Raw genomic sequence first — 22,889 nt, forward strand, 5'->3', positions numbered from 1 at the left:
TTGCACCTGTCATGCGGTCTTGTCGGCTCTGACGTGTGTTTCGATCTGTTCGAAGATGTCGGCGTCGGTTTCCTGTTGCCAGGCCGGCAGGTCGTCCCAGTCGGCGACATAGGAAGGCTTGGGTTCGGGGAAGTGCTGGTAGATCTGGCCGATCCAGCACAGGGCGACGAACCGGCCCTTCTGGGATCGGGTGAGTTTGGCGGTGGCGCCGTTGGTCGTCTCGACGAAGGCGGCGACCTGGTCGTAGACGGCGGTCGCGGCGGCCCGTTCCCAGTCGGGGGTGTCCTCCCAGGGAGCGATGTAACCCGGTTTGGGGTCGCCGGGATAGTGGTTCTTCACCCCGGTGATCCACGCGTCACGAAACAGACGGCCTCGCTCGTCGTGCACTTCAACTCCTCTGTCGGTTATCCGGAAACTGCAGGTCCGGTGAGGGCGGTGATGTCGTCGTTGAGTCGACGGATGCGTCCATCGTGGAGCAGCGGCAGCAGATGCTGCTGAAGCCCTCGCAGCTTGCGGTTGATCACGCCCGATCCGGTCTGGCGGGCCGCCTCCACCGCCTCGGCGGTGAAGGCCACCACCTGCTCTGGGTCTCGACGCTGGACGCCGAGGAGCGCGAGGTCGGCGAGTACGCCGGCACGGCGCCGCACCGTAAGGGTTCCGGTCAGGGCCTTGGTGAGCGCTGTCTCGGCGAGATCAGACCGGCCCAGCGCGACATAGCAGGTGCCGCGCTCTTCAGCCAGACGCGAGCCGTCGAAGCGCAGCCAGCCACCGTTGTGGACCTGGCCGGGCAGGTCCAGGACCTGCTCCGCGGTGTCCAAAGCCCGCTGGCAGGCGTCTTGGTCTCCGAGACCGGCGAAGGTCTCAGCCTGCACGGCGGCGACCCAGTGACGGGTGGACAGTTCCGAATCCCCGCGGCGTGCGAGGACCGCGGCGAGCTCCAGCAAAGGGACCGCTTGGGGGAACTGCTGTTCATAGACCGCAACGAACGCGTGCCGTGTCAGTGCACACGCCCAGAGGTCGAACGCTCCGGCCTCTTTAGCTGCAGAAGCGGCGAGGGAATAGCAGTGGGCGGCGTCGGTGTAGTGGTTGCCGTCGAAGAAGATCTCTCCGGCCAACTGGAACAGGTCCGCGGTCAGAAGACAGAGACGCTGGTGAGCGGCCTCATCGTGGGGCTGTTTGAGCTTGTCGGTCAGCACGTCGAGCTGGGTGCGCACCAGGGGCAGCACCTGGCTTTTGGACGGGGCCAACCCGAAGACGCGCCACAGGTTGCTGTTCAACTGCGTGTACTCGTCCAGCGCGGTGGCATCCAGGTGCCCCGACCGTCCTGGTACGGAACCGGTCGCTTGGTCGATGCCCGGTACGAACCCGGCAGATGGCAGGGCCAGCAGTGTGCCGGTGACACTGAACAGGCGCAGCAGTTCACGGCGGTTCATGTCGTCATTCTCCGGAGTGCCCGCCTGACCGGGACACACCGGGGTCAGACCGCGGTCGTTTCGCCGGTCCGGGCCTGCCGTCCCGAAGGGGGAGTTCTGGGTGAGTGCCCGTACCACGGGGCTGTTCGAGTTGGATCTCTCAGTGGCGGGTGTGGTGCAGGTAGGTGCTGAGATGTCCTCGGCATCCGATGCGCTGAGCGGTGCGCCCGCACTCGATGATCCCGCGCCCGTGTTGGAGGTTGGAGGGAGGATGCCGAGCCCTTCCAGTGCTCTGCGTTTCTTGGCCGCATCGCGCAGGGAGCGCTTCCCGGACTCCATCTGCGAGACCATGCCCTGGGACAGGCCGGTCATGTTCCCGATGGCCTCTTGCGTCAACTCCGTGTGGATACGCAGCAGGCGCACGATCCGCGTCACGTCCGAACGCGCCACCGCCTCACCGACGTCACGACGCTGCCGGAAGGCGCCGGGAATGCACTCGCATCTCCCCTCGGCACGGTCGTGCCCGCAGTGGCCGCAGATCATGGAGGCCATGATCTCCTACAGAAGACGTGCACTCCATAACAGATTATTACGGTCCGCAATCCGGTGCTCAGGCTCCTCATACACCGCGGACCAGCGCGAGCAGACGGTGTGAGCACACAACAGGTTCCTGCTTCAGTGGACGAGGACCGGATCGAGTCGGGGAGGCCCCATGTCTGCCGCTGTCGAATTCGCGGAAGTCGCTGTGTGTGCGGCGGTCGAGGCTGCTCGGGCGCGGGGATCACGACCGACACGCCTGAGTTGCTGCGGCTGGGGGAACGCGCGGTGCTCACCCTTGCCGACGGACGAGTGATCGCTCGGGTGGAGCGCGGCGCGGACCGCTATGAGACCGCCGCGCGCGAGGTGGCGGTGGCCCGCTGGCTGGACCGGGAAGGCGTTCGTGTCGGCCGTCCGCTGGGCGGAGAGCAACCGTATCGGGTTCGGGGCACCGTGGTGACGCTGTGGGAGAAGGTCGACGGCAAGTGGACCGTTCCTGCCGAACTGGCCGCGATCCTGGCCCGGCTGCACAGGCTCGCCCCTCCGCCATTGCTGTGCCTGCCCGACCTCGACCCGTTCGACCGCACCGACGAGCGGATAGCCCACGCCGCCCTGGCACCTGCGCACAAGGACACACTGCGAAGGATCGCCGAACAGTTGCGCGGAGAGTACGAACAGGTGCGTCCGGTACTGTCCCGCTGCGTCATCCACGGGGACGCCAACATCGGCAACGTCCTGGCCACCCCTGATGGCGTGGTCCTGTTCGACCTGGACGGGGTATGCCTGGGGCCGCCCGAGTGGGACCTGGTGCTGACCGCGCTCTACCGCGACCTGGGCTGGCACACCGACACCGAGTACGCCGCCTTCTGCGACGTCTACGGCTTCGACGTGAACGCCTGGGACGGCTATGCGGTGTTCAAACGGATCCGGGAGTTGCGCATGGTGTCCTGGCTGGCCCAGAAAGCCGGAGAAAGCCCCAGGATTGATGAGGAGATCCACCGCAGGATCGCCGACCTGGCCGACCCGAGCCGTCCCCGCCACTGGCACCCCTACTGAACCCGCCGTATCGGCAGCCCGCCGACAATCAGGGGCGAGCGGTCCAGGAACTCTCGCACCGCTAGGTGGGAAGAGGGTCGTGCCGAGTGCGGCGAGGTCGAGGGCACAGAGGCAGTGGGGGGAGTTTGTCGGTGAGCTCGCAGGTGTCGAAGTAGTCGACGGGATTCTCATTCGGCCTGCTGCGGACGGACTCTGGCTCGGTCGCGGTTATCGTCCGGGTACAGGCTGCGGGTGGATCTTCGTCATGGATGGTCGCGCTGGGTGTCGATGTACCGGTCCTGTCCAGTGGGTGCTGTGCTCGCGTGCTCGTCTTGTTCCGGCGTGGTGGGTGATCCTGCGTTGAGTAGTGGAAAGGTCTCTTCTTCTGCGGGGTACTCACTTGGCGTACGCGGTTACTGGAACTCGTCGTTTAAGAGAGCGTGGACGCGTCGTGTCTGGTGTTCGAACTCGTCGGTGCGTGTGTATCGGCTTTTCCACAGCACGCTGAGCCAGCGCAGTGCAACGGTTCGCCTGGCAGAGAGGAAACGCCGTCGGCTGGCGTTGTCGGTGATGCCGAGGTCAGGGAGCAGAGCGGCCCACACCTCGTCGTCGATAACGCGGGAGCTCAGGTGTTCGACGAGTTCGGCCGCGTCGTAGGCCGTGTCACTGTGGCCAGAGAACTCCCAGTCCACCGCGGTGACGGTAGAGCCGTTCCAGAGCCAGTTGAGTAAGTTGGAGTCCCCTCGGGAGAAAACTCTCGGCACCGGTTCGTCGAGCACGATGGCGTCGCCGCGCTCATGCCAGATGTCAAGCAGACGGCGCATCTCAGTGGTGAGCGGATCGTTGGGATGTTCGTCGAGTTGGCCAGGCCAAATCTTGGTGATACGGGTGATGTAGTCCGCGGCTGAACCAATACGCGCCAGGGTGGCGAACGGCCCAAGCGGAATCTCACGGAGCTGACGGAGAACAACAGCCACAGCACGCACAGCTTTGACGGGATCACCCAAGTGGGAGATGGGTCCACCAGTTGCCAAGGTCATGCCGACCACGGGAAGTTCGAGATCCGGGGCGTGCCACAGCGGTTGCGGGGTAGCGGTGATACCGCAGGCGGTGACATGGGCGAGGGCTTGGTACTCGTAGGCCGCGCGGTCGCGTTTGTCGGTACGGTACAGCTTGATGACCACCTCACCGTTGGGGCTGTCCCAGACGAACACTCGGTTGTTGTAACCCCCGCTCAACGGTCGAAGCCGCAACCTTGGAAGGGCGTCATCCAGCAGGCTCGGGTCCTGCCGGTGCAAGCTGCGCAGCTCATTGAGCAGACTGGTCGGTACCGAAGCGTCGTGAGCCAAGACGGGTCCTTGTTCGGATCATCGATGCTGGATCAGGTTTGTGGAGGGCGGTTTCCCTGTCCTGGGCGGCTTCGCTGATCGCATCCCGACGACCAGCCCTTGCAGACAACCTGGGTCAGGGGGCGGGGGTCCATGGCCAGGGGCGGGGGCCCCGGCGTCCGCGCAGGCAGTCGACGCGCAGCCGCGCTTCGGTGTGCATGGCCGGATCGTGGGGGGCGTGCTGGGCGAAGTACAGGGCCATGCGGAGTTCCCGGATGTCGCGCAGCACCTCGTAGCCGTCCCAGGCGGTGACGTCGTATCCGTAGAGGTCTGCGAAGCGCGCGTAGTCGTCGGCGCGGACCCAGCCGAAGCTGGTGTGCTTGATCGCGGTGGAGACGAGGTCCCATTCGGGGCGGCCCAGGGAGCAGCGCTCCAGATCGATCAGCCGGGCCTGGCCGTCGGCGCTGCGGGCGACGTTGCCCACCCAGGCGTCACCGTGGACGACGCACTCGGGCAGGCCCGCGGGCAGCTCCTGCCAGGCGGCGCGCAACTGGTCGAGGCGGCCGCGCAGCCAGGCCCGGTCGGCGGGCGGCAGGGTGTGCGCGTCGTCGATCCGCGCCTCCAGGCGCACGAACGGGTCGAGGGCTCCCAGGGCGAGGCCGGGGGGCGGGGTGAGGGCGTGCAGGGCGCGGAGCAGGCGGGCGACGTCGGTGACCGTGCCCGCCTGGTGGGGCGGCAGTTCGTGCCACCAGGTGACGGCACGCCCGTCGACGAGTGCCGACTGGTCCACCTCCAGGGCGCGGACCGCGGGCAGGTCCTCCTCGGCCAGCCAGCGGGCGACGGCGACTTCGCGGGCCGCGGCCTGCTGCTGGCCGGGGCGGGAGATGCGGGCGACCACCTGGCCGGGCAGGCGGATGACGGCGTTCTCGCCGATGCGGACCGCTTCGGCGCCTTCGGTGGCGAGGGCGGCCTGCCGGCCCGCAGCGGCCAGGATCCGGTCGAAGGGCGCAGGGAGGGCCATGGGCAGGTGCCTTCCAGGGCGCGGGTGATCCGGGCACTGACCGCGTCAGCGCCGTCCACCTCGGGGGTCCGGTTGAGGAGGGCATGGAGTTCGCGCAGGTCGTCCTCGGCGCGTCGGGAACGCACCCGCCCGACATCATCAAGGGCCCGGGTCGCGGTGGCCAGTCCCTCCTCGACGTTGCGGCCGTGCAGGTGCAGTGAGGCGAGCTTGATGGCGGAGATGGCCCGCGAGCGCGCGTAGGCGTCCGTGTGGCCGCCGACCGCCTCTTCCAGCCGCCGCAGCGCGCCGGCCGGAGGGTGGACTCCGGCCACCGCCAGGTCCCACAGCGCGTGGGCGGTGTCGCCCGCGTGCTGGGCCGCGTCGTAGTAGGCCATCCACGAAGGAGGCTCGACCGCGGTCGGCGCGGCGAACGCGGCGTCGGCCTCACCGACCGCCCGGAGGGTCTCGGTGCGCAGGCCCGTCTTCGCGTAGGCGCGGGCACGGGCGGTGTGCAGCATGGCTTTCTCCGCGGCGGAGAGCCGCTCGGAGCGCACGAGGCCGAGTTCGGCGTAGGTGATCCCCTGATCGGGGTCTGCGCACCAGACCGCCTGGCGGGCACGGTGGGAGTAGATCTTGGCGCGCAGGTGCCAGTCCCCGGCTTCCTCGGCGCACTCGGCGGCGAAAGCGAAGAGGCGGCGGGCGTCGTCGTGGGCGTAGGCGTCGAAGGCCATGAAACCGGCCACCATGAACAGCTGGGCGACCGCGGAGAAGGCCTCGCCGCGCAGACGGTGCGGACACGGGGCGTGCAGCAGGTCGGCGGCCGCCCGCAGCTGCCCCGCCACAGCGGCGCGCGCCACCTGCCCGCCGTAGGTGTGGTCCCATCCGGAAAAGACCGCGGCCGCCTCCCGGACCTGGGCGATGTCGACAGCGCGCACCTGGTGCGGGCACAGCGTGTCCTGGAACGGCGAGGACAGCGCCAGCAACGGTGAGACGGCCAGACCAGCGGTGGCGGTCCGGAGGAAGTCGCGGCGTTCCACACCCTCCAGCATGGAGGGTTCACCAGTACCAGCGACATGTCCGGTACCCGCCGACGCGGTCTTGTCGGTTTCGGAGGATTCCACCTTCCGTGTGGCGGTGACCAAGCCCTGTGCTCGCGCCAGGACTCCTCCGGTGTCGAGGACTTCGTCAAGACGCCAGGCCAGATCCGTCGGGCAGTGCCGCGCGGCAGCCTCGATCTGGTTGATCACGCTGACATCCGCATCCGTTCTTGTTGCCAATTCGTGTTGGCTCAGTCCGCGAAACTTCCGCCGGTAACGGAGCTTTGTGGCAAGCCAGTCGGTGAGTGAGCGTTCTGGCGGCTCGCGTTGTAGCGATAGGTGACTCGGTGCGCCGAGTCCTTCCATCGCACGGCGCTTTTTCGCTGTGTCACGCAGGGATCTCTTGCCGGATTCCATCTGCGAGACCATGCCCTGGGACAGGCCGGTCAGGTTCGCGATCGCTTCCTGGGTCAGGTCGGTGTGGACGCGTAGCAGGCGCACGATCCGTGTCACGTCCGAACGCGCCACCGCCTCACGGACGTCATCGCGTTGCCAGAAAACAGTCGGGACACACCCACAGCTTCGGGTGTCGCGGTCGCGACCACAGTTGGCGCAGGTCACCTTGCCCCCTTTGGGCGCTGGCCAGTGCTTCCCCCGCAGGGCGCGGGATCTGTCACCAAAATCGGGTGAAACTGACTTTCGGGCGCAGAATCAGCGATTGTTCAACCATGGTAACCATTCTTAGTGGTTCCTTCAGGGCTTGAGGCGATAGGACTATAACACTTTATTGCAGTTATTAGCGGAGGTGTGCTTGTCTGATCCAGCGTCTGGCGGAACGCTGTAGAGCGCCGACAGGACAGTGGCTCCGCTCGGAAGCAAGCATCGTCGCCCATCGTCACGAAAGGTCGAGAACAGATACTCCGCTACAGCCGTGCCGCTGGGCTGTCGAAATGGTCCGTGACAGATCGGTCGGCACTCCTGACGACCGACTGCCCGGCGAGCGGGTCGTGGACAAGAAGCACTGCCGCCTCGCGGTCTCCTGGCCTCCGGCAGTGCCTGGGAAGACTCCCTCTGATTTCTGAGAAAACCACTTCCCGTCGAGGCAGAAGACGACGGTGGTTCTTCTAGAGATCCCAGAAGCCGTCGAAACGATAAGAAACCGTCCAGAAAAGGAGAACGAAGTGAGCATTGCGGTTACTGCTGGACCGTCCACCACCGAAGACCCCTTCGCGCTCGACGTGCAGATCGTCACCGACATTCCGCCGGGAGACCCGATGTTTGCCTGCGGAGACGGAACCAACGACGGCTGCGACCCGAGCTGCGCCTCGGCCTGCCTCACCGGCGGAGTCTGAGACCACTGATCCGCGTGCTGCCCGGGGGAGAGAGTCGGGCTCCGGGCAGCCGCCTCATCCCACCGCTCAGAGAGATGAAATGGGTGCCACCACCAAATCGACACGGCTGTACCGACACACTGGTACGGCGCTGTTGCGGGCCGCTGCCGTGCCCTTGCCCACCTCTTCCCTCAGTTGGCCGGACCTCACCGACACCACAGCAAGCCGAGCCTGGCTGGAACAGGTATGGGACGACCCACGTCTCGCGGAAGCCGTGCGGCAGGCCAGCCCTTCACTGGAAAAGACCGTTGCAGACCTTCGAAGCGGACATCCCGTTCGAGACAAGAAGATCCGCAGCGCCTCCCTGTCCACCGCCCGCTACTTACTTCGCAGCATCGGCCGTCCGACACCTTTCGGACTGTTCGCAGGAGTCGCCCCAGTCAGACTGGGCCCCACCGCACAGGTGTCCTGGGGCCGCGACCACCGGGCCGCCGCCCGCGTCAACACCGAATGGCTGATCGACATCATCGGACAGGCTGAAAGCTGCCCCGAACTGCTGGACCGGCTCTTCGTTGTGCTCTCAGACCTCGCCCACCGCCGCGGCCAGCGACTCGAAATTCCGCGAGGACCGAACCGGGTGACCCTGCACTACACCCGTGTCATCGCCGTACTTCGTGACAGAGCAACCACTCCGATCCGTTTCGCTGCTCTCGTCGACATGCTTGCCGAAGAATTCGCTACCGACCGGGACAGGGTCCGAAGCACACTCACAGAACTGGTGAAACACGGCTGCCTGATTACCAACCTGCGCGCCCCGTTTACAATCACCGACCCGCTCGCCCACGTCGTGGACCAACTCCGCGAGGCCGGCGCCGACACCGTGGTGCACACAGCCCCCTTGGTCAGCGCCCTTGAGGACATCCAAACCGAACTACAACACCACAACCATCCAGCCACCACCCCGCAGAATCAGAGACGCTCCCGAGCAGTGGTCACCAGTGCGATGAGAGAACTGTCCCGGGCCGGACGCATGCCGCTGGCACTGGACCTGCTGCTGGACTGCCAGGTCCAACTTCCCCGTCGAGTAGCGCACGAGATGGAGCGGGCAGCAAGCGCACTGCTGCGGCTGACCCGTCAGCCCACCGGAGAAAAAGCCTGGTACGACTACCATGCGGCATTCGTCGAACGCTACGGCACAGGAACCCTCGTACCACTCACCGATGTCCTCAACCCCGACTCCGGACTCGGCTACCCGGCCGGATACAGCGGCAGCGTGTTCCCCCCACCAGAAGACGGATCCACGGCACGGGACGAACGACTGCTGTCCATGGTCTGGCAAGCTGTGGCCACAGGCGGCCGCGAGATCATCCTCACCGACACAGACATCGACGCTTTGAACAACGGGGACCTCGACCCCCACCGCATTCCTCCACACGTCGAACTCTCCGCACGCGTCCACGCTGCCGATACTGAAGCACTCAGCCGCGGCGATTTCCTCATCACTGTGGCCCCCGCTCGGTCCGCGGGCACACTGACCTCTCGCTTCACCCCCATCGCTACCGGCTTCGGCCTAGCCGAGGTCTACCGGGCCCTGCCCTGCTCGACCAAGGGAGCACTCCGTGCCCAGATGAGCTTCGGGCCGCTGTACGCACACGCCGAAAACGTCTGCCGTGTACCCGCCTACCTGGACCACCTACTTCCGCTCGGGCAGTACCCCGCTTCCGGTGACGGACAGACACCGATCACTGTGGACGACCTGGCGGTCACCGCAACCAGCGATCGCTTGCACCTGGTCAGCCTCACCCACCGCAGGGTTGTGGAACCCCAGGTGTTCCACGCTCTCGCCTTGGACAAACAAGCCCCGCTGCTCGCCCGGTTTCTCGCCCACCTGCCCCGCGCAGGACTGGCCTCCTGGTACCAGTTCGACTGGGGGCCGCACGCCACACTGCCGTTTCTGCCCCAGGTCCGCTACCGGCGCACCATACTGTCCCCGGCCCAGTGGCGCCTGACCAGAGCCGACCTGCCACCACGAGGAGGAGACTGGGAGTCAGTACTCGATCAGTGGCGGCAACGCTGGAACTGCCCGAACGTGGTGGAGTTGCGTGAAGCCGACCGCACACTGCGCCTCACGCTGCAGGAGCCGACCCACGCGTCTTTGCTGCACGCCCATCTCAGACGGCACGGCCAGGCCATCCTCTACCAGGCCACCCCCGTCGAGGAATACGGGTGGCTCGACGGCCACGCCCACGAAATCGCACTGCCGTTGGCCGCCACGTCCCCAGTGGCTCCCAACCCGCTGTGCGGCCCCCTGCCGACGGTGACCAACGCGCATGGGCAACTTCCGGGTGCTGCGGAAGCCACTTGGCTGTCCGCGAAGCTCTTCACCCACCCCGAGAGAATGACCGAGATCGTCACCGAGCAGCTCCCCGCTCTCCTGGCCGAGCTCGACTCTCCTCCGTGCTGGTGGCTGCGTTACCGAAACCCGCGAGAAACCGACCACCTGCGCATCCGCATCCGCACTTCCCCGGACCGCTACGGTCGACAGGTGCGGAAAGTCGCCGAGTGGGCCCATCGGCTGCGGCGGACAGGAGTGGCCGGCACTCTGTCCCTTGACACCTACTCCCCGGAGATCGGCCGTTACGGGGCGGACCCATCGTTGAGTGTGGCAGAAGAGGTCTTCGTTGCCGACGCCGAACTCGTAGCCGCCCTGCTGCGCCAGCAGGCCACAAGCCCTGTGGATCTCACCGCGTCAGTGGTGGCGAACATGGTGGCCATCGTCACCGGCTTCCACGGCGATCCCACAGCAGCGATGAACTGGTTGGCAAAACGCCCAGTTCCTACCGCTCCTGCGATCGACCGCAAGGTGGCCGACGAGGCCATCAGGATCAGCATCGAAACCGGCACCCAGCCTCGATGCGCCCGAAGCCACGAGCTTGATGCGCTGTGGCAAAGGCGCGCCGACGCGCTGAAGGCCTACTGCACGGCACTGTCAGCGGACACGAATACCGACACCGTGGTGGAGTCGCTGCTGCACATGCACCACAACCGTGCCGTGGGCATTGCCCCTGAGCACGAACGCACCTGCCGCCGCCTGGCACGACAGGCCTCCCTCTCCTGGTTGGCCAGGCAAGGAAGCGGCATCCAGTGACCCACGGTCTTCCGCTCGTTCCCAAGCGCGGACTCGACCCCGCTCAACGACAGTCCTTGGCCTTCGGTACTCCGGGCACAGCTCTCCTGCACATCGTCCGTGCCTGCACCAGTGCGGGGGACTGGGATACCGCCCACCAGTGGGTGACCTCCGTAACCCGCGGCCCGGTAGCCGCCCATACGGACGCCAGCCTGTTCCATGGGGCGCCCGCGGTCGCGTTCATGCTGCGCATCGCCGCCAAGCGCAGCTACACGACTGCCCTGGCCACACTCGATGACCACATCACCGCTCTCACCCGGACCCGACTGGACCAGGCCCACGCCCGGATCAGCCGCGGAGAACTTCCCCGACTGGGTGAATACGACTTGATCAGCGGCCTGACCGGGATCGGTGTATGCCTATTCCAGGCCCAAAACACCGATCTGCTGCGGGAAGTACTGGCCTATCTGGTCCGACTGACCGCAACGGTCACCGTCGAAGGCCGCTGCCTGCCCGGCTGGTGGACGCTCCATGGTCCTTCCGGCCGTTTGGACCCCCGGTGGCCGGGCGGCCACGCCAACCTGGGCCTGGCCCACGGCATCAGCGGTCCGCTGGCGCTGCTGGCCCAGACGATGATCCACGGCATCACCGTGCCAGGCCAGACAAGGGCCATCGCCGACATCAACAGGGTGCTGGACCGCTGGCTTCGCGGCCTTCCCCACCGCCCCTGGTGGCCAGGGACAGTCTCCGCTCGTGAATGGGAGAGCAAAACCCTTCACCAAACCGGCCCGCAACGACCGTCCTGGTGCTACGGAACTCCTGGTCTGGCCCGCGCCCAGCAACTAGCTGCTCTTGCCCTGAGCAACCCGGAACGGCAGCACACCGCTGAGACCGTTCTGGCCTCCTGCATCACCGATGAAGCTCAACTCGACCAACTCCGCGACGACTCGCTGTGCCACGGCTGGGCCGGACTCGTCCACACCAGCCGACGCGCCGCAGAAGACGCCCCGCACGGCAGCGCGCTCGTCCTGGCGTTCTCTCGTCTCCAAGACCTCTGGCGCCACCGCCGCCCATACCTGCCAGCCCTTCCCGACCACGGAGGTCTGCTGGAGGGCACCGTGGGGGCCATACTGGCCCACCACAGCGTCGAGCACCCCGTCTCCCCTTCCTTGCCCGCGTCCTGGTGGGACGCCTGCCTGTTGACCACCGCACCCGTAAAGACCACGGATCTGGAAGGAACACGATGACCAACGCCACCGGTACACGTCCCGAGCAGTTGCGCGACCGCATGGTCGACCACATCAGGACCGCAGGTCACCTCCGCTCCCCACGCCTCGAGCAGGTCCTGCGGACCGTTCCCCGACACCGGTTCGTCCCCGAAGCCCTCACAGAAGACGCCTACGCCAACAAGGCCATCACCATCAAACCCGGTGCCGACCGGCCAGCCAGCTGTATCTCCGTGCCCACCGTCGTGGCCATGATGCTCGACCAACTCGACCCGCAGCCCGGCGAACAGATACTGGAGATCGGCGCCGGCACCGGGTACAACGCCGCTCTGCTGGCCGAACTCGTCGGTCCCGAAGGCCAGGTCACCACTGTCGACATCCATCCTGACGTCGTTGAGCACGCACGGCGCGCCTTGGCGGAGACCGGCTACTCCCGAGTCCGGGTGGCTGCCGCGGATGGCGCACTCGGCTACCCGCAGGCCGCCCCCTACGACAAGATCATCGTCACGGTCGGACCGTGGGACCTGCCCCAGACCTGGTTCGACCAACTCCGCGACGGCGGACGCCTCGTGGTGCCGCTGCACTGGCGGGGCCAGTCCCGCAGCATCGCCTTCACTCGCCACGCCGACAGGCTACGTGCCACCAACAGCCGACTCTGCGGATTCATCCCCATGGCCGGAAACAGTGACGGCGAGCGCAGCGCAGCGATCACCGACCACGTGGCCCTGTACTGGGACACGGACCAGGACATCAGCCCCACCACCCTGCACAACGTGTTCACCCACTCGGAAAGCACCGTGTGGTCCGGTGTCACCGTGGCCGCCAACGTACCCTTCGACCACATCTGGTTGTGGCTGAGTGCCACCGAGCCGGGTACCTGCCGCCTCGCCGCGGAACCCGCCGCCATCAACGCCGGTGTCTGCCACGCCGTGTTCCCCCACCGCACTCCCGCGATCGTGGAAGGCGACTCCTTGGCCTACCTGACCAGACCTCGCCCCGTCGACCAGGACGGTAAGCCCCACTACGAACTTGGTGCCACCGGACATGGCCCCGCAGGAACCGACCTCGCCGAGCGCCTCTGCGCAAGCATCCGTCTGTGGAACCGCGACCGCGACGCCCAACCCGTCATCACCGCCTATCCGACTGGTGCTGAGCGCACGGTCCCGCACCACGACGGGCTGGTCATCGCCAAGAAGCATGTCCGACTGGTACTCACGCACCGCTAGCTGTCTTCAGCGCCGGCAGCGCAAGGGCTGGGAGTCGCCCAGGGCAGCGGAACCGGGCACTGCCAGTCCGCTGCCCTGGCACGGTGTTCTTTGTCCGCTCCAACCGCGAGGTTTCTACGATGAGCACTGCCCTGAACCATGGTTTCGCAGAGGCCGCTCGTACCGAGAAGTTGCGTTCCGCCTTGGTCGACCGTTTGTGCGCGGACGGCGTGGTCCGCAGCGCCGCGGTGGAGGCGGCCCTGCGCCGGGTGCCCCGGCACCTGTTCGTGCCCGGGACGTCTCTGGAGGAGGCCTACGCCGATGAGGCCGTCCACACCAAGCACGACCCCGCGACGGGTGTCTCCGTCAGCGCCGCTTCCCAGCCGAGGATCGTGGCGATGATGCTGGAGCAACTCCAGGCCGCACCGGGCATGCGCGTGCTGGAGTTGGGCGCGGGCACCGGCTACAACGCGGCCCTGCTCGCCGCCCTCGTCGGACCCGAAGGCCGCGTCACCACGGTGGACGTGGACGACGACCTCGTGACGGGAGCCCGGGACCACCTGGCCGCCGCAGGCGCACCCAACGTCGAGGTGGTCCTCGGCGACGGTGCCCTCGGCCACCCCGACAGCGCTCCCTACGACCGGATCATCGCCACCGTCGGCGCCTACGAGGTGCCCACGGCCTGGCTGGAACAACTGGCTCCCGGCGGGCGTCTGGTGGTGCCGCTGCGTCTGAGCGGCGCCGTCTCCCGCAGCATCGTCTTCGAGCGCGCCGAGCGCGGATGGACCAGCCGCGGCAGCGAACTGGCGGTGTTCATGCCGCTGCGCGGCATCGGTGACGACGCCCGCCGCGTCATCGACCTCACCGGGGACGGGCAGGTGACCCTGCAGACCCACAAGGACAACACCGACACCGACGCCGGTGCGCTGGCCGGTGCTTTGGACACCGGCCGCTGCGAGGCGTGGACCGGGGTCGGCTTCGTGCCGCGGGAGTCGTTCGAGTGGCTGTATTTGTGGCTGTCCTGCCGCCTGGCCAACCCGCTGATGCGCATGAACGTCGAACCCGCCGCCCGGGACAGCGGACTGGTTGCGCCGATGTTTCCCACCACGGCCATGGCCACCACCCGCGGCGGCGACCTCGCCTACCTCACCATCCGAGCAGCTGAGCCCGGCCCCGACGGCACCAAACGCTACGAGGTCGGCGTCATCGGCCACGGCCCCGGCGCCGAAGAGTTGGCGCACCGTGTGGCCGAGGAGGTGCGGGTCTGGGACCGCGACCACCGGAACCGGCGGGTACGCTTCGAGCTTTCCGATACTCCGGTGGCCTCCGATCCGGAGGCGGGCCGCTTCGTCTTGGACCGCCCCCACCACCCCGTCACCGTCATCTGGCAATGACCGTGGACACCACGGTGCCCTGGTGCGACGAATTCTTCTGGTTTCTGGGTTGTTCACCATGGCTTCGCCGCCCTGGTCCTCCTGCGCTATCCGTGCTGTAGTCGATTCGGTCGGACGGAACAGGGCCGCTGTCTACAGGGAAGGACGGGACGGTCGGTTGGCAGGTCTCACCGAGCGGAAAGCCCGCGGTGCCGCATTCGACGCCGCTCTCAGGTCAGGACTGGATTCTTCCGGAATGCGGATCATGGGGCCTGTGGGGGACAACGCGACACTCCTGCTGCCCCGCGAGGGGGTGGTGCTCCGTGTGACTCCCCGTGTGCACCTCGGCAGGGTCCGGCGGGAACTCGCCATCGCGAGATGGCTGCTGGCGGAGTCGTTTCCCGTGGTGCGTCCCCTCGTGACACAACCGTTGACTGTTGACGGCCATGTGGTCACGGTGTGGGAGGCGATTCCTGATCCGGTTATCGCCTCTCCGGCCGACTTGGGGGCCCTGTTGCGGCGGCTTCACGAGCTTTGTCCCTCCGAGGACCTGGAGTTGCCCGCGTTGGATCCTTTCAGAGGCGTGGAGGGTTATCTCAACGCCGCTGTGGGACTGTCCCTCGATGAACTGCGTCAACTCCGCCACCTGCATGGCCGGTTGCGTACGGCTTTCCAGCACCTGGTGTTCGAACTGCCTTCCGGGCCGGTGCACGGAGACGCACACCGCAAGAACGCGATCCGCGGTTCGGACGGCCGGGTGGTGCTGTTGGACTTGGAGCGATTCTCCACAGGTCCACGAGAGTGGGACCTGATCGTCGCGGCGGTGTACGTGCGGCTGGGCTGGTACTCACCTGCCGACTACACCGACTTCGTCCGTGCGTACGGAACCGACGTGCGCGAGTGGGTCGGCTTCGAGACACTCGCGGCAATACGCGAACTGCGCATGACGGCCTGGCTGTGCGCCCGTACCGGTCGGGAACCTCACCTGCTTCCTGAGGCCCGCAAACGTATCGCCTCTCTCCTTACGCCTTCAGCACCGCGCCACTGGACACCGGGAACCTGACCTCACCGCGTTTGGCCAGCTTTTTCTGTCCGTAGTCGCTCACGGAACTCCCGCACGGCTCTCACATCCGTGTAGGGGGCGAGGCGGCTGCCGAACTTGCGGACATAGGTCGTGACACGGGCCGAACGTAGCGGTCCCGCTCGGTCCAGTACTTCTGCGGCGGTGGCGCAGGCGTGTTCGACGTCGTGGTGGCTGGAGCCGCCGATCAGGTGACTGCCGGCCAGGACCAGTCCGGCGAAGGTTCGACCACGGCGGAACTCTCGCCGGGTCAGTTCAACAGCGGTCCGCGCGTGGTGTTCCGCCGGTCCGGCATGGCCGAGGTCGTGGAAGCAGTGCGCGAACTCGTCGTTGATCTCCGCCTCGTCGAAGTAGTCCATCCACTCCGGTTCCTGGTCTGGGTCGCTGCGTTGAAAAGCGTCCTCCATCTCCCGCAGGGCTCTGGCGCATTCGCGTTCCTCACCGAGTGATGCCAGGGCTCTGGCTTCCATGGCTGCGTACATCGCGTGGACCCGCGGAGTGGCGCGGCCCCGTGCTCCGTTTTTAGCAGCGCGGGCGAAGTCCACTGCCTGGCGGAACTCGCCCAGGAAGTTCGCTTGGTGACTCAGCAGAGCGAGGGCCTTACCACCCAGCGCCCGGTCGCCTCCCAGGTGTGCGAGGTTGAGCGCCAGGATGAAGTAGCGGCGTCCCAGTCCGTGCAGACCCGCGTCGTAACCCATGGCACCGACCTTGTAGGCGAAGCGTGCGGTTGCCGCGAACAGTTGGCGCCCCACCTCCGCGCTGTAGCGGCCTCGCAGGAGGGGAGCCACCTCGCTGTGCAGGTACTGCGCAGCGGCCTTGCGGGCATGGCCACCACCGAATTCATGATCCAGGGTTTCGAACAGTTGGCACGCCCGCCTGACCGCGCTGACATGCTCGGAACTGACTGCGGGAGTGGCGTCGGAGACAGTGGTGAGGGTGGTCGGAGGAGCGAGAAGCCATCGCAGTGTCGGGGGTGCAAGCGCTTCCGCCTCGACCTGGATCCGATGGACCGTGGAGTCTCCGTCGAGGTCGGCCTGCCACAATCGTCGGGCCGTCTCGACCGATTCTGTCGACAGGTCAGCGGTGAAGGACACCGACAATCCCGCAGACACCTGATCCTTCTTCCAGGCGGTGTTCCTCTCCCCTCGTTCCCGGGTCTTCGTCCCGAGGGTTGCAGCATGGTCCCGAACAGAGGAGATCCTCTGCGACACGGTGGCTCCCTCACCACCCTCTGTCTCGGAGTTCTCTCTCCCCGGGCATGCCCCAAGCCCTTCGAGGGCGCGGCGCCTCTTCACCGCGTTTCGTAGGCAGCGTTTCCCCGACTCCATCTGGGAGATCATGCCCTGCGACAGGCCGGTCAGGTGGGCGATGGCTTCCTGTGTCAGGTCGGTATGGACGCGCAGCAGCCGAACGATCCGTGTCACATCAGAATGTGCCACCGCCTCGCGGACGTCAGCGCGCTGCCAGAAAACAGCAGGGATACAGTCGCATTTCCTTTTTGTGCGGTCGTGTCCGCAGTTGCCGCAGATCATGGAGATGATTTTCCCTCATCGGCTGCTCCACGTTCTATAACGGATTATTACGGCTTGGACAGCTCATTAATGGAGCTTCTCCTGTGGAGCCCCGAGAATGGAAGACGTCGACAGGCCACTGAAGGAGCAGAGTCAGTGCAAACCTGATGCGGACGCCAACTGAAACCGGCTCCGGTTCTTCGGGCCGTGCTAGTGACCTTTTGATCAGAGGCCAAGGAAAGCTTGGGAGCGCCCATGGTATCGGGCGGTGCGCTGGCCCTTCGGATGGGCTCTCACACGGGAGCGCCGGTCGTGTGCAGCCCAGGGGGTACCAGTTCTGTGATGTCTTGCTGAAAGCGCAGCACGATATGCCAGAGTCTGAGACCGACTTACCCCGAGCCGAGGAGAGACCGTGTACCTGTTGTTTGAGCACCCGGGCTGGAGCGACTTCGGAGTCCGCGTCGTCCGCATGAGCGGCGGTCCACGAACCGTCTCTGCTGCCACTTTGTTGCCCCCGCCCCGGAACGGAACAGCCGGACCCATGGTCGACGTCTACGATCCCGTACACCTTGGTGAAGGTGTCCCTGAGCGGTTGCGGAAAGTGCTGTACGGACGGGGACCGGTCGCCCGGTTGCGCAACCCCGACCTGTGGGATGCCCTGGCTACCGCGATCATCCGCCAGGTTATCCGCGCCGGCCAGGCCCGTCTCATGTATCAGCGGTTCAGCGCAGCTTTCGGGGAGGGCATCACCCATGGCGGAAACCGTCTGCATGCCTTTCCCGCTCCGGAGACGGTTCTGGCGGTGAGCGACGCCGAGTACACGCGCCTGGGCATGGCGTTCAAACGGCGTCCGCTGCGCGCCGCCGCCGAGGCGTTCCTCGACCTCGGTGACAAATGGACGAGTCTGCCCCCCACCGACCTGGTCACCGAAGTGCAGTCAGTACACCGGATCGGCCCGTGGACCGCCGGTGCCGCTGTCGCCGACCACACCGGCGACTTCTCCCTCTACCCCTGCGGTGACCTGGCGGTCCGTACCTATGCGGCTCAGGCTGCCCCCGACCTGGTCTGGCCCGACAGCGAACCCGAGTTCGCCGCCCGCTGGAAGCGCTGCACCGCCACTCCCCGCGAACTGTCGACCCTCACCGTGCTCACCCTTGCTCTGGGAGGACGCCGTGCACAGGAGTACGCCCCCGACTGACCCCATCCGCGGCCACAACCCCGACCACGCCCTGGACGTCCTGTTCATCAACACCCCGCTGCGCGACTACGCCCAGCGTCCCCGTGTCAACGACTTCACCCTTCCCGTGCTGGGTGTCGGCTACATCGCCACCTACGCCGCCCACCGCGGATTCAACGTGGGAGTGCTCGACGCCGAAGCGCTCGGCCTGTCGGTCGCCGACACCGTCGCCGCGATCAACCGGGCACTGCCCCGCTGGGTCGGATTCAACCTGCTGGCCCCCACCTACGAGATCTCCGCGACCATCGCCTCGGGCCTCGACCCCGGCATCAAGGTGATGGTGGGCGGTCACCAGGCCAAGGCCATGCCCACCCAGATCCTCACCGATGAACGCATGGCCCGCTGTGCGGCCCTGGTCATCGGCGAGGCCGAGACCCGCGTCGCCGAACTGCTGGACGACCACCGCCGCCGCAGCGACCTGCCCGGCGTGATGTGGCTCGACTCCCTGTCGAAGACCCCTGCCATCGGAGGACATGCCGGGCAGGGCCATCACTTGGCCCCGTCCGTCGATGGACTGCCGTTCGTGGACCGTCGCTACCTCGTCCAAGACCCCTACTCTGACGCGGGACGGTGGGAGGCCGCCATGGTCGCAGCGCGTGGATGCCCCTACGACTGCTCGTTCTGCGGTGCCGCTGTCTCGGCCAATCCTGACGTCACCATTCGGGTACGCAGTGCCGAGGGCATCGTCGCCGAGATGGAGCAGTTGCGCAACAGCCTCGGCGTGACGGCGTTCCGCTTCGTCGACGACCTGTTCCTGGGAGCCCGACGCGTCATCGATCAGATGACAGTCTGCTTCACCAAGGCGCGAATCGGTGACTGGGCGGTGTGGGACGCCACCGGCCGCATCAACGTACTGCACCGGCTCGACGAAGCGGCCCTGGACCTGCTGGCAGCCAACGGGCTGCGTGAGGTCGCCTTGGGCATCGAGTCCGGCAGTGAACGGGTGCTGACCTACATCGATAAACGCATCACCCGCGACATGGTCCGCTCTGTGATCGTCCGCCTCCTTTCTCGCGGAATCAACGTCAAGGGCTACTTCATCCTGGGATTTCCCACCGAAACCCGCGAGGAGATGGCCGAGACCGTGGCCCTGGTCCACGAACTGTGGGACCTCGCCGACAGCGCTCCGGGTCGGTTCCGCTCCTCTGTGTTCGAGTTCCGGCCCTACCCTGGCACACCCGAATGGCGCCGACTGCTCGCCACCGGCCGCTACACCCCCACCCAACTGCTCAACTACACGGCGGTGGACCTGACCGATCAGGGAGCGGACGTGGCCCTGCACCACCGCGACGAGTTCAACTTCTCCACCGGCATCCAGTTCGGCGAGCCCACCGTCGAGGAAGTACGCGCCGCGCTGGTGGAACTGTCCCGCAGCGAGTACATGCGGAGGGCGGCGTGAGCGGTCTGTTCGTTGCCTTCGACGGTCCCGGTGGCGCCGGGAAGTCCACCACCGTGAGACTCCTGCGAGAGCGACTTTCCGAGGAAGGGCTGCCGGTGGTCGCCACCACCGAACCGTCGCACTCCGCACTGGGCCGCTTCACCCGTGCCCACACCGGCGACTACCGCGGCCTGTCCTTGGCCTGCTTGGTCGCCGCCGACCGCTACCACCACCTCGACACCGAGATCCGCCCCGCTCTGGCAGCAGAACGGCTGGTGCTGTGTGACCGCTACCTTGCCTCGTCTCTGGTCCTGCAAGCCGGAATCGACGGCGTTCCCTCAGAATTCGTCCGCGCCCTCAACACCCACGTCGATCTTCCCGACCTGAACGTCATCATGACCGCCCCACCGGATGTGCTTCGTGAGCGGCTGACCACGCGTGGCTCCCACGGCCGTTTCGAGGACGATCCCGCCAACACCGGCCGGGAGATCGTCCTCTACCAGGAGGTACTTCCCATGCTGGAGGGCATCGGCGTTTCCACACTGGTGATCGACACCAGTCCTGATGTGGAAGTAACGGTTTCCCGCCTCATCAGAACCATCCAGGCGCTATGGTCACACCGACATCCCCAGTAAGCCGTCCCAGGTGAGGCCAGCCATGCCGGAGCGCTACCGCAGCGTCGTCGACGTCCACGTCATTCTGCAACGAGACGGGGAGATCCTGCTGCTGGAGCGGCAGAACACCGGGTACTGCGACGGCATGCTGCACCTGCCCTCCGGCCACCTGGAGGAGGGCGAACCGCTCCACCACGGTGCGGCCCGCGAGGCCCGGGAAGAGGTCGGGGTCGCCATCGACCCCGACGACCTCGCCCTGGCCGCGGTCCTCCACCACCGCCAACGCCCCGACCTGGCGCGCATCGGCGTGTTCTTCACCGCCCGGAACTGGGAGGGGGAGCCGTACAACGCCGAACCCCGCAAGTGCGGCAAACTCGTGTGGGCCGATCCCCGCCTGCTGCCCGACACCACCATCGACTACCCCGCCCAGGGCATCCGCACCTGGCTCACCGGCACCGGGTACGCGCCCCACAACTGGCCGTTCCCCGTCGGCTGATCCAACAGCCCAGTAGCCAGGAGGGTGGCGCCCGATCGCTGAGGCCAGGATCGCCATCGCGTGCCGAGTGCACTGCGGCGGTGCTGCCCTAAGCGCCTTTTCTGAAGTTCTGCGCGTAACCTCAGCCCAGGACGACAGCGGGCGCATGTTGACAAGGACCCCGCCGGGGGTTGGATCGAGGTTGTAGCCAACGTCCGACCACCCGGCGATGTCATGATCAGTATGCGCCCGCCCACTGTTTCGTGTCGGTTTTTTTAGAGGCTCGGAACTAACGCATCGGCGGATGCCGAAGCGGGGTTGTGCTGGTAGAAGTCGTCTTTGAACTCCGTTGGCGGGACCAGGCCGATCTCGCCGTGCAGGCGGCGGTGGTTGAACCAGTCGATGTACTCGGCCACCGCCAGCTCCAGGTCGTCGATGTTCTTCCACGGGCCGCGGTTGCGGACCAGTTCGGCCTTGAACAGCGAGTGGAACGCCTCAGCCAGAGCGTTGTCGTAGGAGTCCCCGGTGGTGCCGACCGAGACCACCGCGCCGGCCTCGGCCAGGCGTTGGGTGGAGCGCACCGCGACGTACTGCACGCCGCGGTCGGAGTGGTGGATCAGGCCGTCGACGCTGCGGCCGACGTGCTCGCGGCTCCACAGGCCCATCTCCAGCGCGTCCAGGGCCAGGTCGGTGCGCAGCGACTTCGACACCAACCCGGCCACCACGCGGCGGGAGAACACGTCGATGACGAAGGCGGCGTAGACCCACCCGGCGAAGGTGCGGATGTAGGTGATGTCGGCCACCCACAGCTGGTCGGGCGCATCGGCGGTGAAGGAGCGCTCCACCAGGTCCGGGCGCACCTCGGCGGCCGGGGACGGCACGGTGGTGCGCGGCCCCCTGGCGCGGGTGATGCCGCGCAGCCCCGCGGCCTTCATCAGCCGCTGCACGGTGCAGCGGGCCACGCGGTGGCCCTGGCGGTTGAGTTCGGCGTGCATTTTGCGTGCTCCGTAGACGCCGTAGTTGTCGGCGTGCACCTGCGTGATCTTGGCGCTCGTGGCCTCATCGGTGCGCGACCGGGGCGAGGGCGGCCTGGTCTTGGCGGCGTAGTAGGTGGACGGGACGATCTGCAGGGTGTGGCAGATCGGCTCGACCCCGAACTCCTGCTTGTGGGTGTCGATGTAGTCGACTACCTGGTGTGTGGGCGGTCGAGCTCCGCCGCGAAGAAAGCCGACGCGGACTTGAGGATGGCGTTGGCCCGGCGCAGCTCGCGGTTCTCACGTTCGAGGTCGGCCAGGCGCTGGGCCTGGTCGGTGGTGGTGCCGGGGCGGTCGCCGGCGTTGACCTCGGCCTGGGTGACCCAGTTGCGCAGGGTCTCGCGGTTGATGCCGAGCTGGTCGGCGATGCGGGCGATCGCCCCGTCTCGCGCGGCCGGGTTCTGGCGGGCCTCCACGGCCATCCGGGTAGCGCGTTCGCGCAGCTCATCGGGGTACTTCCTCGATGCTGGCATGACTCTCATCCTTCCCAGGCTTGAGAGCCTCCATCAGACCCGGCACGAAACATGGCCTGCGGCTTCGACGGGTTGGTCGATGCCGGGCAGCAAGCGCACGGCGGGCATGCCTTGCCCGGCCAGCCAGCGGGCCACCTGCACCACCGTGGTGATGCTGGCCCTGGCGGCGCGGGAGCCGGCGATGCGCACCACCACCGGAGCCGTGGCCAGCCGCAGTGCGGCGTTGTTGGTGAACTTGATCAACTGGGCGCCGGGCGGATCGAGGCCGGCACGGTCGCACAGGGCTGCCACGACCGCGGGGAGCTCGGCCAGCGTGAGACCGCCTGCGGAAGCCGTCGGCGCAGAAGGGGGTGTGCTCATCGTGTCCGCAGCGCAGCAATCCGCTCCATCCGATCGGCGGCGTCGGTGGTGTGTACTGTCTGTGCCGCAGCAGTCAAGGGGCGAGCCGGTCGATGACCCGGGTCGAGCAGAGGCG

General features: G+C 66.9%; 17 protein-coding genes, 2 pseudogenes and 1 other annotated feature. Of the genes and pseudogenes, 11 read left to right on the forward strand and 8 right to left on the reverse strand.

Translation table 11 applies throughout. The annotated features are described in order from the left end of the window. Window positions 1-9: 9 nt before the first annotated feature. Both NI17_RS09815 and NI17_RS09820 read right to left on the reverse strand, forming a co-directional pair. Window positions 10-387 carry a hypothetical protein gene (locus NI17_RS09815; protein WP_068694269.1) on the reverse strand — a complete coding sequence of 126 codons (378 nt, stop codon included), beginning with the start codon at window positions 385-387 and terminating at the stop codon, window positions 10-12. A 17-nt stretch (window positions 388-404) separates the two neighbouring features. Then, the gene (locus NI17_RS09820; RefSeq protein ID WP_199860224.1) at window positions 405-1,964 is read right to left on the reverse strand and encodes a helix-turn-helix domain-containing protein; all 1,560 of its coding nucleotides are present in this window, start codon (window positions 1,962-1,964) and stop codon (window positions 405-407) included. Between the two features lie 195 nt (window positions 1,965-2,159). Between NI17_RS09820 and NI17_RS09825 the strand changes: the two genes are divergently transcribed. After that, complete coding sequence (locus NI17_RS09825) at window positions 2,160-3,005, forward strand: aminoglycoside phosphotransferase family protein (protein ID WP_243597672.1); 846 nt, start codon at window positions 2,160-2,162, stop codon at window positions 3,003-3,005. 392 nt (window positions 3,006-3,397) lie between these two features. On the opposite strand, the gene NI17_RS09830 is transcribed toward NI17_RS09825, so the two are convergent. The 3 genes and pseudogenes from NI17_RS09830 to NI17_RS24800 form a co-directional block, all read right to left on the reverse strand. Beyond that, window positions 3,398-4,333: an aminoglycoside phosphotransferase family protein gene (locus NI17_RS09830; protein WP_084012908.1), complete on the reverse strand. Its 936-nt coding sequence runs from the start codon at window positions 4,331-4,333 to the stop codon at window positions 3,398-3,400. A gap of 115 nt (window positions 4,334-4,448) precedes the next feature. After that, a complete protein-coding gene (locus NI17_RS09835; RefSeq protein ID WP_119268114.1) occupies window positions 4,449-5,333 on the reverse strand; it encodes a phosphotransferase family protein in 885 nt (294 codons plus the stop codon). A 92-nt stretch (window positions 5,334-5,425) separates the two neighbouring features. Next, window positions 5,426-6,970, reverse strand: a pseudogene (locus NI17_RS24800) (NsdA family TPR-like regulatory protein); the annotation flags it as partial. Window positions 6,971-7,464: 494 nt separating this feature from the next. Between NI17_RS24800 and NI17_RS09845 the strand changes: the two are divergent. The 6 genes from NI17_RS09845 (at window position 7,465) to NI17_RS09870 (ending at window position 15,674) form a co-directional block, all read left to right on the forward strand. Next, the gene (locus tag NI17_RS09845; protein ID WP_243597673.1) at window positions 7,465-7,701 is read left to right on the forward strand and encodes an FxLD family lanthipeptide; all 237 of its coding nucleotides are present in this window, start codon (window positions 7,465-7,467) and stop codon (window positions 7,699-7,701) included. Window positions 7,702-7,780: 79 nt separating this feature from the next. Next, window positions 7,781-10,828: a lantibiotic dehydratase gene (locus tag NI17_RS09850; RefSeq protein WP_068693834.1), complete on the forward strand. Its 3,048-nt coding sequence runs from the start codon at window positions 7,781-7,783 to the stop codon at window positions 10,826-10,828. Continuing rightward, a complete protein-coding gene (locus NI17_RS09855; protein WP_068693832.1) occupies window positions 10,825-12,054 on the forward strand; it encodes a lanthionine synthetase C family protein in 1,230 nt (409 codons plus the stop codon). Before NI17_RS09850 ends, NI17_RS09855 begins: the two co-directional genes overlap by 4 nt. After that, window positions 12,051-13,259 (forward strand): methyltransferase, FxLD system, encoded by a 1,209-nt coding sequence (gene fxlM / locus NI17_RS09860; protein ID WP_068693830.1) that lies wholly within the window; start codon window positions 12,051-12,053, stop codon window positions 13,257-13,259. Before NI17_RS09855 ends, fxlM (NI17_RS09860) begins: the two co-directional genes overlap by 4 nt. A gap of 119 nt (window positions 13,260-13,378) precedes the next feature. Beyond that, on the forward strand, window positions 13,379-14,632 hold the full coding sequence (fxlM, locus tag NI17_RS09865; protein ID WP_119268117.1) for a methyltransferase, FxLD system: 1,254 nt from the start codon (window positions 13,379-13,381) through the stop codon (window positions 14,630-14,632). Window positions 14,633-14,789: 157 nt separating this feature from the next. Then, on the forward strand, window positions 14,790-15,674 hold the full coding sequence (locus tag NI17_RS09870) for a phosphotransferase enzyme family protein (RefSeq protein ID WP_068693828.1): 885 nt from the start codon (window positions 14,790-14,792) through the stop codon (window positions 15,672-15,674). 2 nt (window positions 15,675-15,676) lie between these two features. On the opposite strand, the gene NI17_RS09875 is transcribed toward NI17_RS09870, so the two are convergent. Then, window positions 15,677-17,224 (reverse strand): helix-turn-helix domain-containing protein, encoded by a 1,548-nt coding sequence (locus NI17_RS09875; protein WP_119268118.1) that lies wholly within the window; start codon window positions 17,222-17,224, stop codon window positions 15,677-15,679. Between the two features lie 571 nt (window positions 17,225-17,795). Here NI17_RS09875 and NI17_RS09880 point away from each other — a divergent pair. Genes NI17_RS09880 through NI17_RS09895 form a run of 4 tightly spaced genes read left to right on the forward strand, consistent with a single transcriptional unit; the run spans window position 17,796 to window position 20,928 of the window. Next, on the forward strand, window positions 17,796-18,401 hold the full coding sequence (locus NI17_RS09880) for a DNA glycosylase family protein (RefSeq protein WP_147416993.1): 606 nt from the start codon (window positions 17,796-17,798) through the stop codon (window positions 18,399-18,401). Then, a complete protein-coding gene (locus tag NI17_RS09885; RefSeq protein WP_068693822.1) occupies window positions 18,376-19,839 on the forward strand; it encodes a B12-binding domain-containing radical SAM protein in 1,464 nt (487 codons plus the stop codon). Before NI17_RS09880 ends, NI17_RS09885 begins: the two co-directional genes overlap by 26 nt. Continuing rightward, window positions 19,836-20,453, forward strand: a complete 618-nt coding sequence (gene tmk / locus NI17_RS09890) for a dTMP kinase (RefSeq protein WP_068693820.1) — start codon at window positions 19,836-19,838, stop codon at window positions 20,451-20,453. Before NI17_RS09885 ends, tmk begins: the two co-directional genes overlap by 4 nt. A gap of 22 nt (window positions 20,454-20,475) precedes the next feature. Then, window positions 20,476-20,928: an NUDIX hydrolase gene (locus NI17_RS09895; protein WP_084012860.1), complete on the forward strand. Its 453-nt coding sequence runs from the start codon at window positions 20,476-20,478 to the stop codon at window positions 20,926-20,928. A gap of 254 nt (window positions 20,929-21,182) precedes the next feature. On the opposite strand, the pseudogene NI17_RS09900 reads toward NI17_RS09895, so the two are convergent. Next, window positions 21,183-22,414: pseudogene (locus NI17_RS09900) on the reverse strand (IS3 family transposase). Next, window positions 22,023-22,136 (reverse strand) — a sequence feature (AL1L pseudoknot). Its footprint overlaps the pseudogene before it by 114 nt. Window positions 22,415-22,447: 33 nt before the next feature. Continuing rightward, window positions 22,448-22,774, reverse strand: coding sequence for a hypothetical protein (locus tag NI17_RS09905; RefSeq protein WP_147416994.1), 327 nt, complete (start codon window positions 22,772-22,774; stop codon window positions 22,448-22,450). Window positions 22,775-22,889 lie beyond the last annotated feature (115 nt).

It is taken from the genome of Thermobifida halotolerans, from assembly GCF_003574835.2.
Taxonomy (GTDB): domain Bacteria; phylum Actinomycetota; class Actinomycetes; order Streptosporangiales; family Streptosporangiaceae; genus Thermobifida; species Thermobifida halotolerans.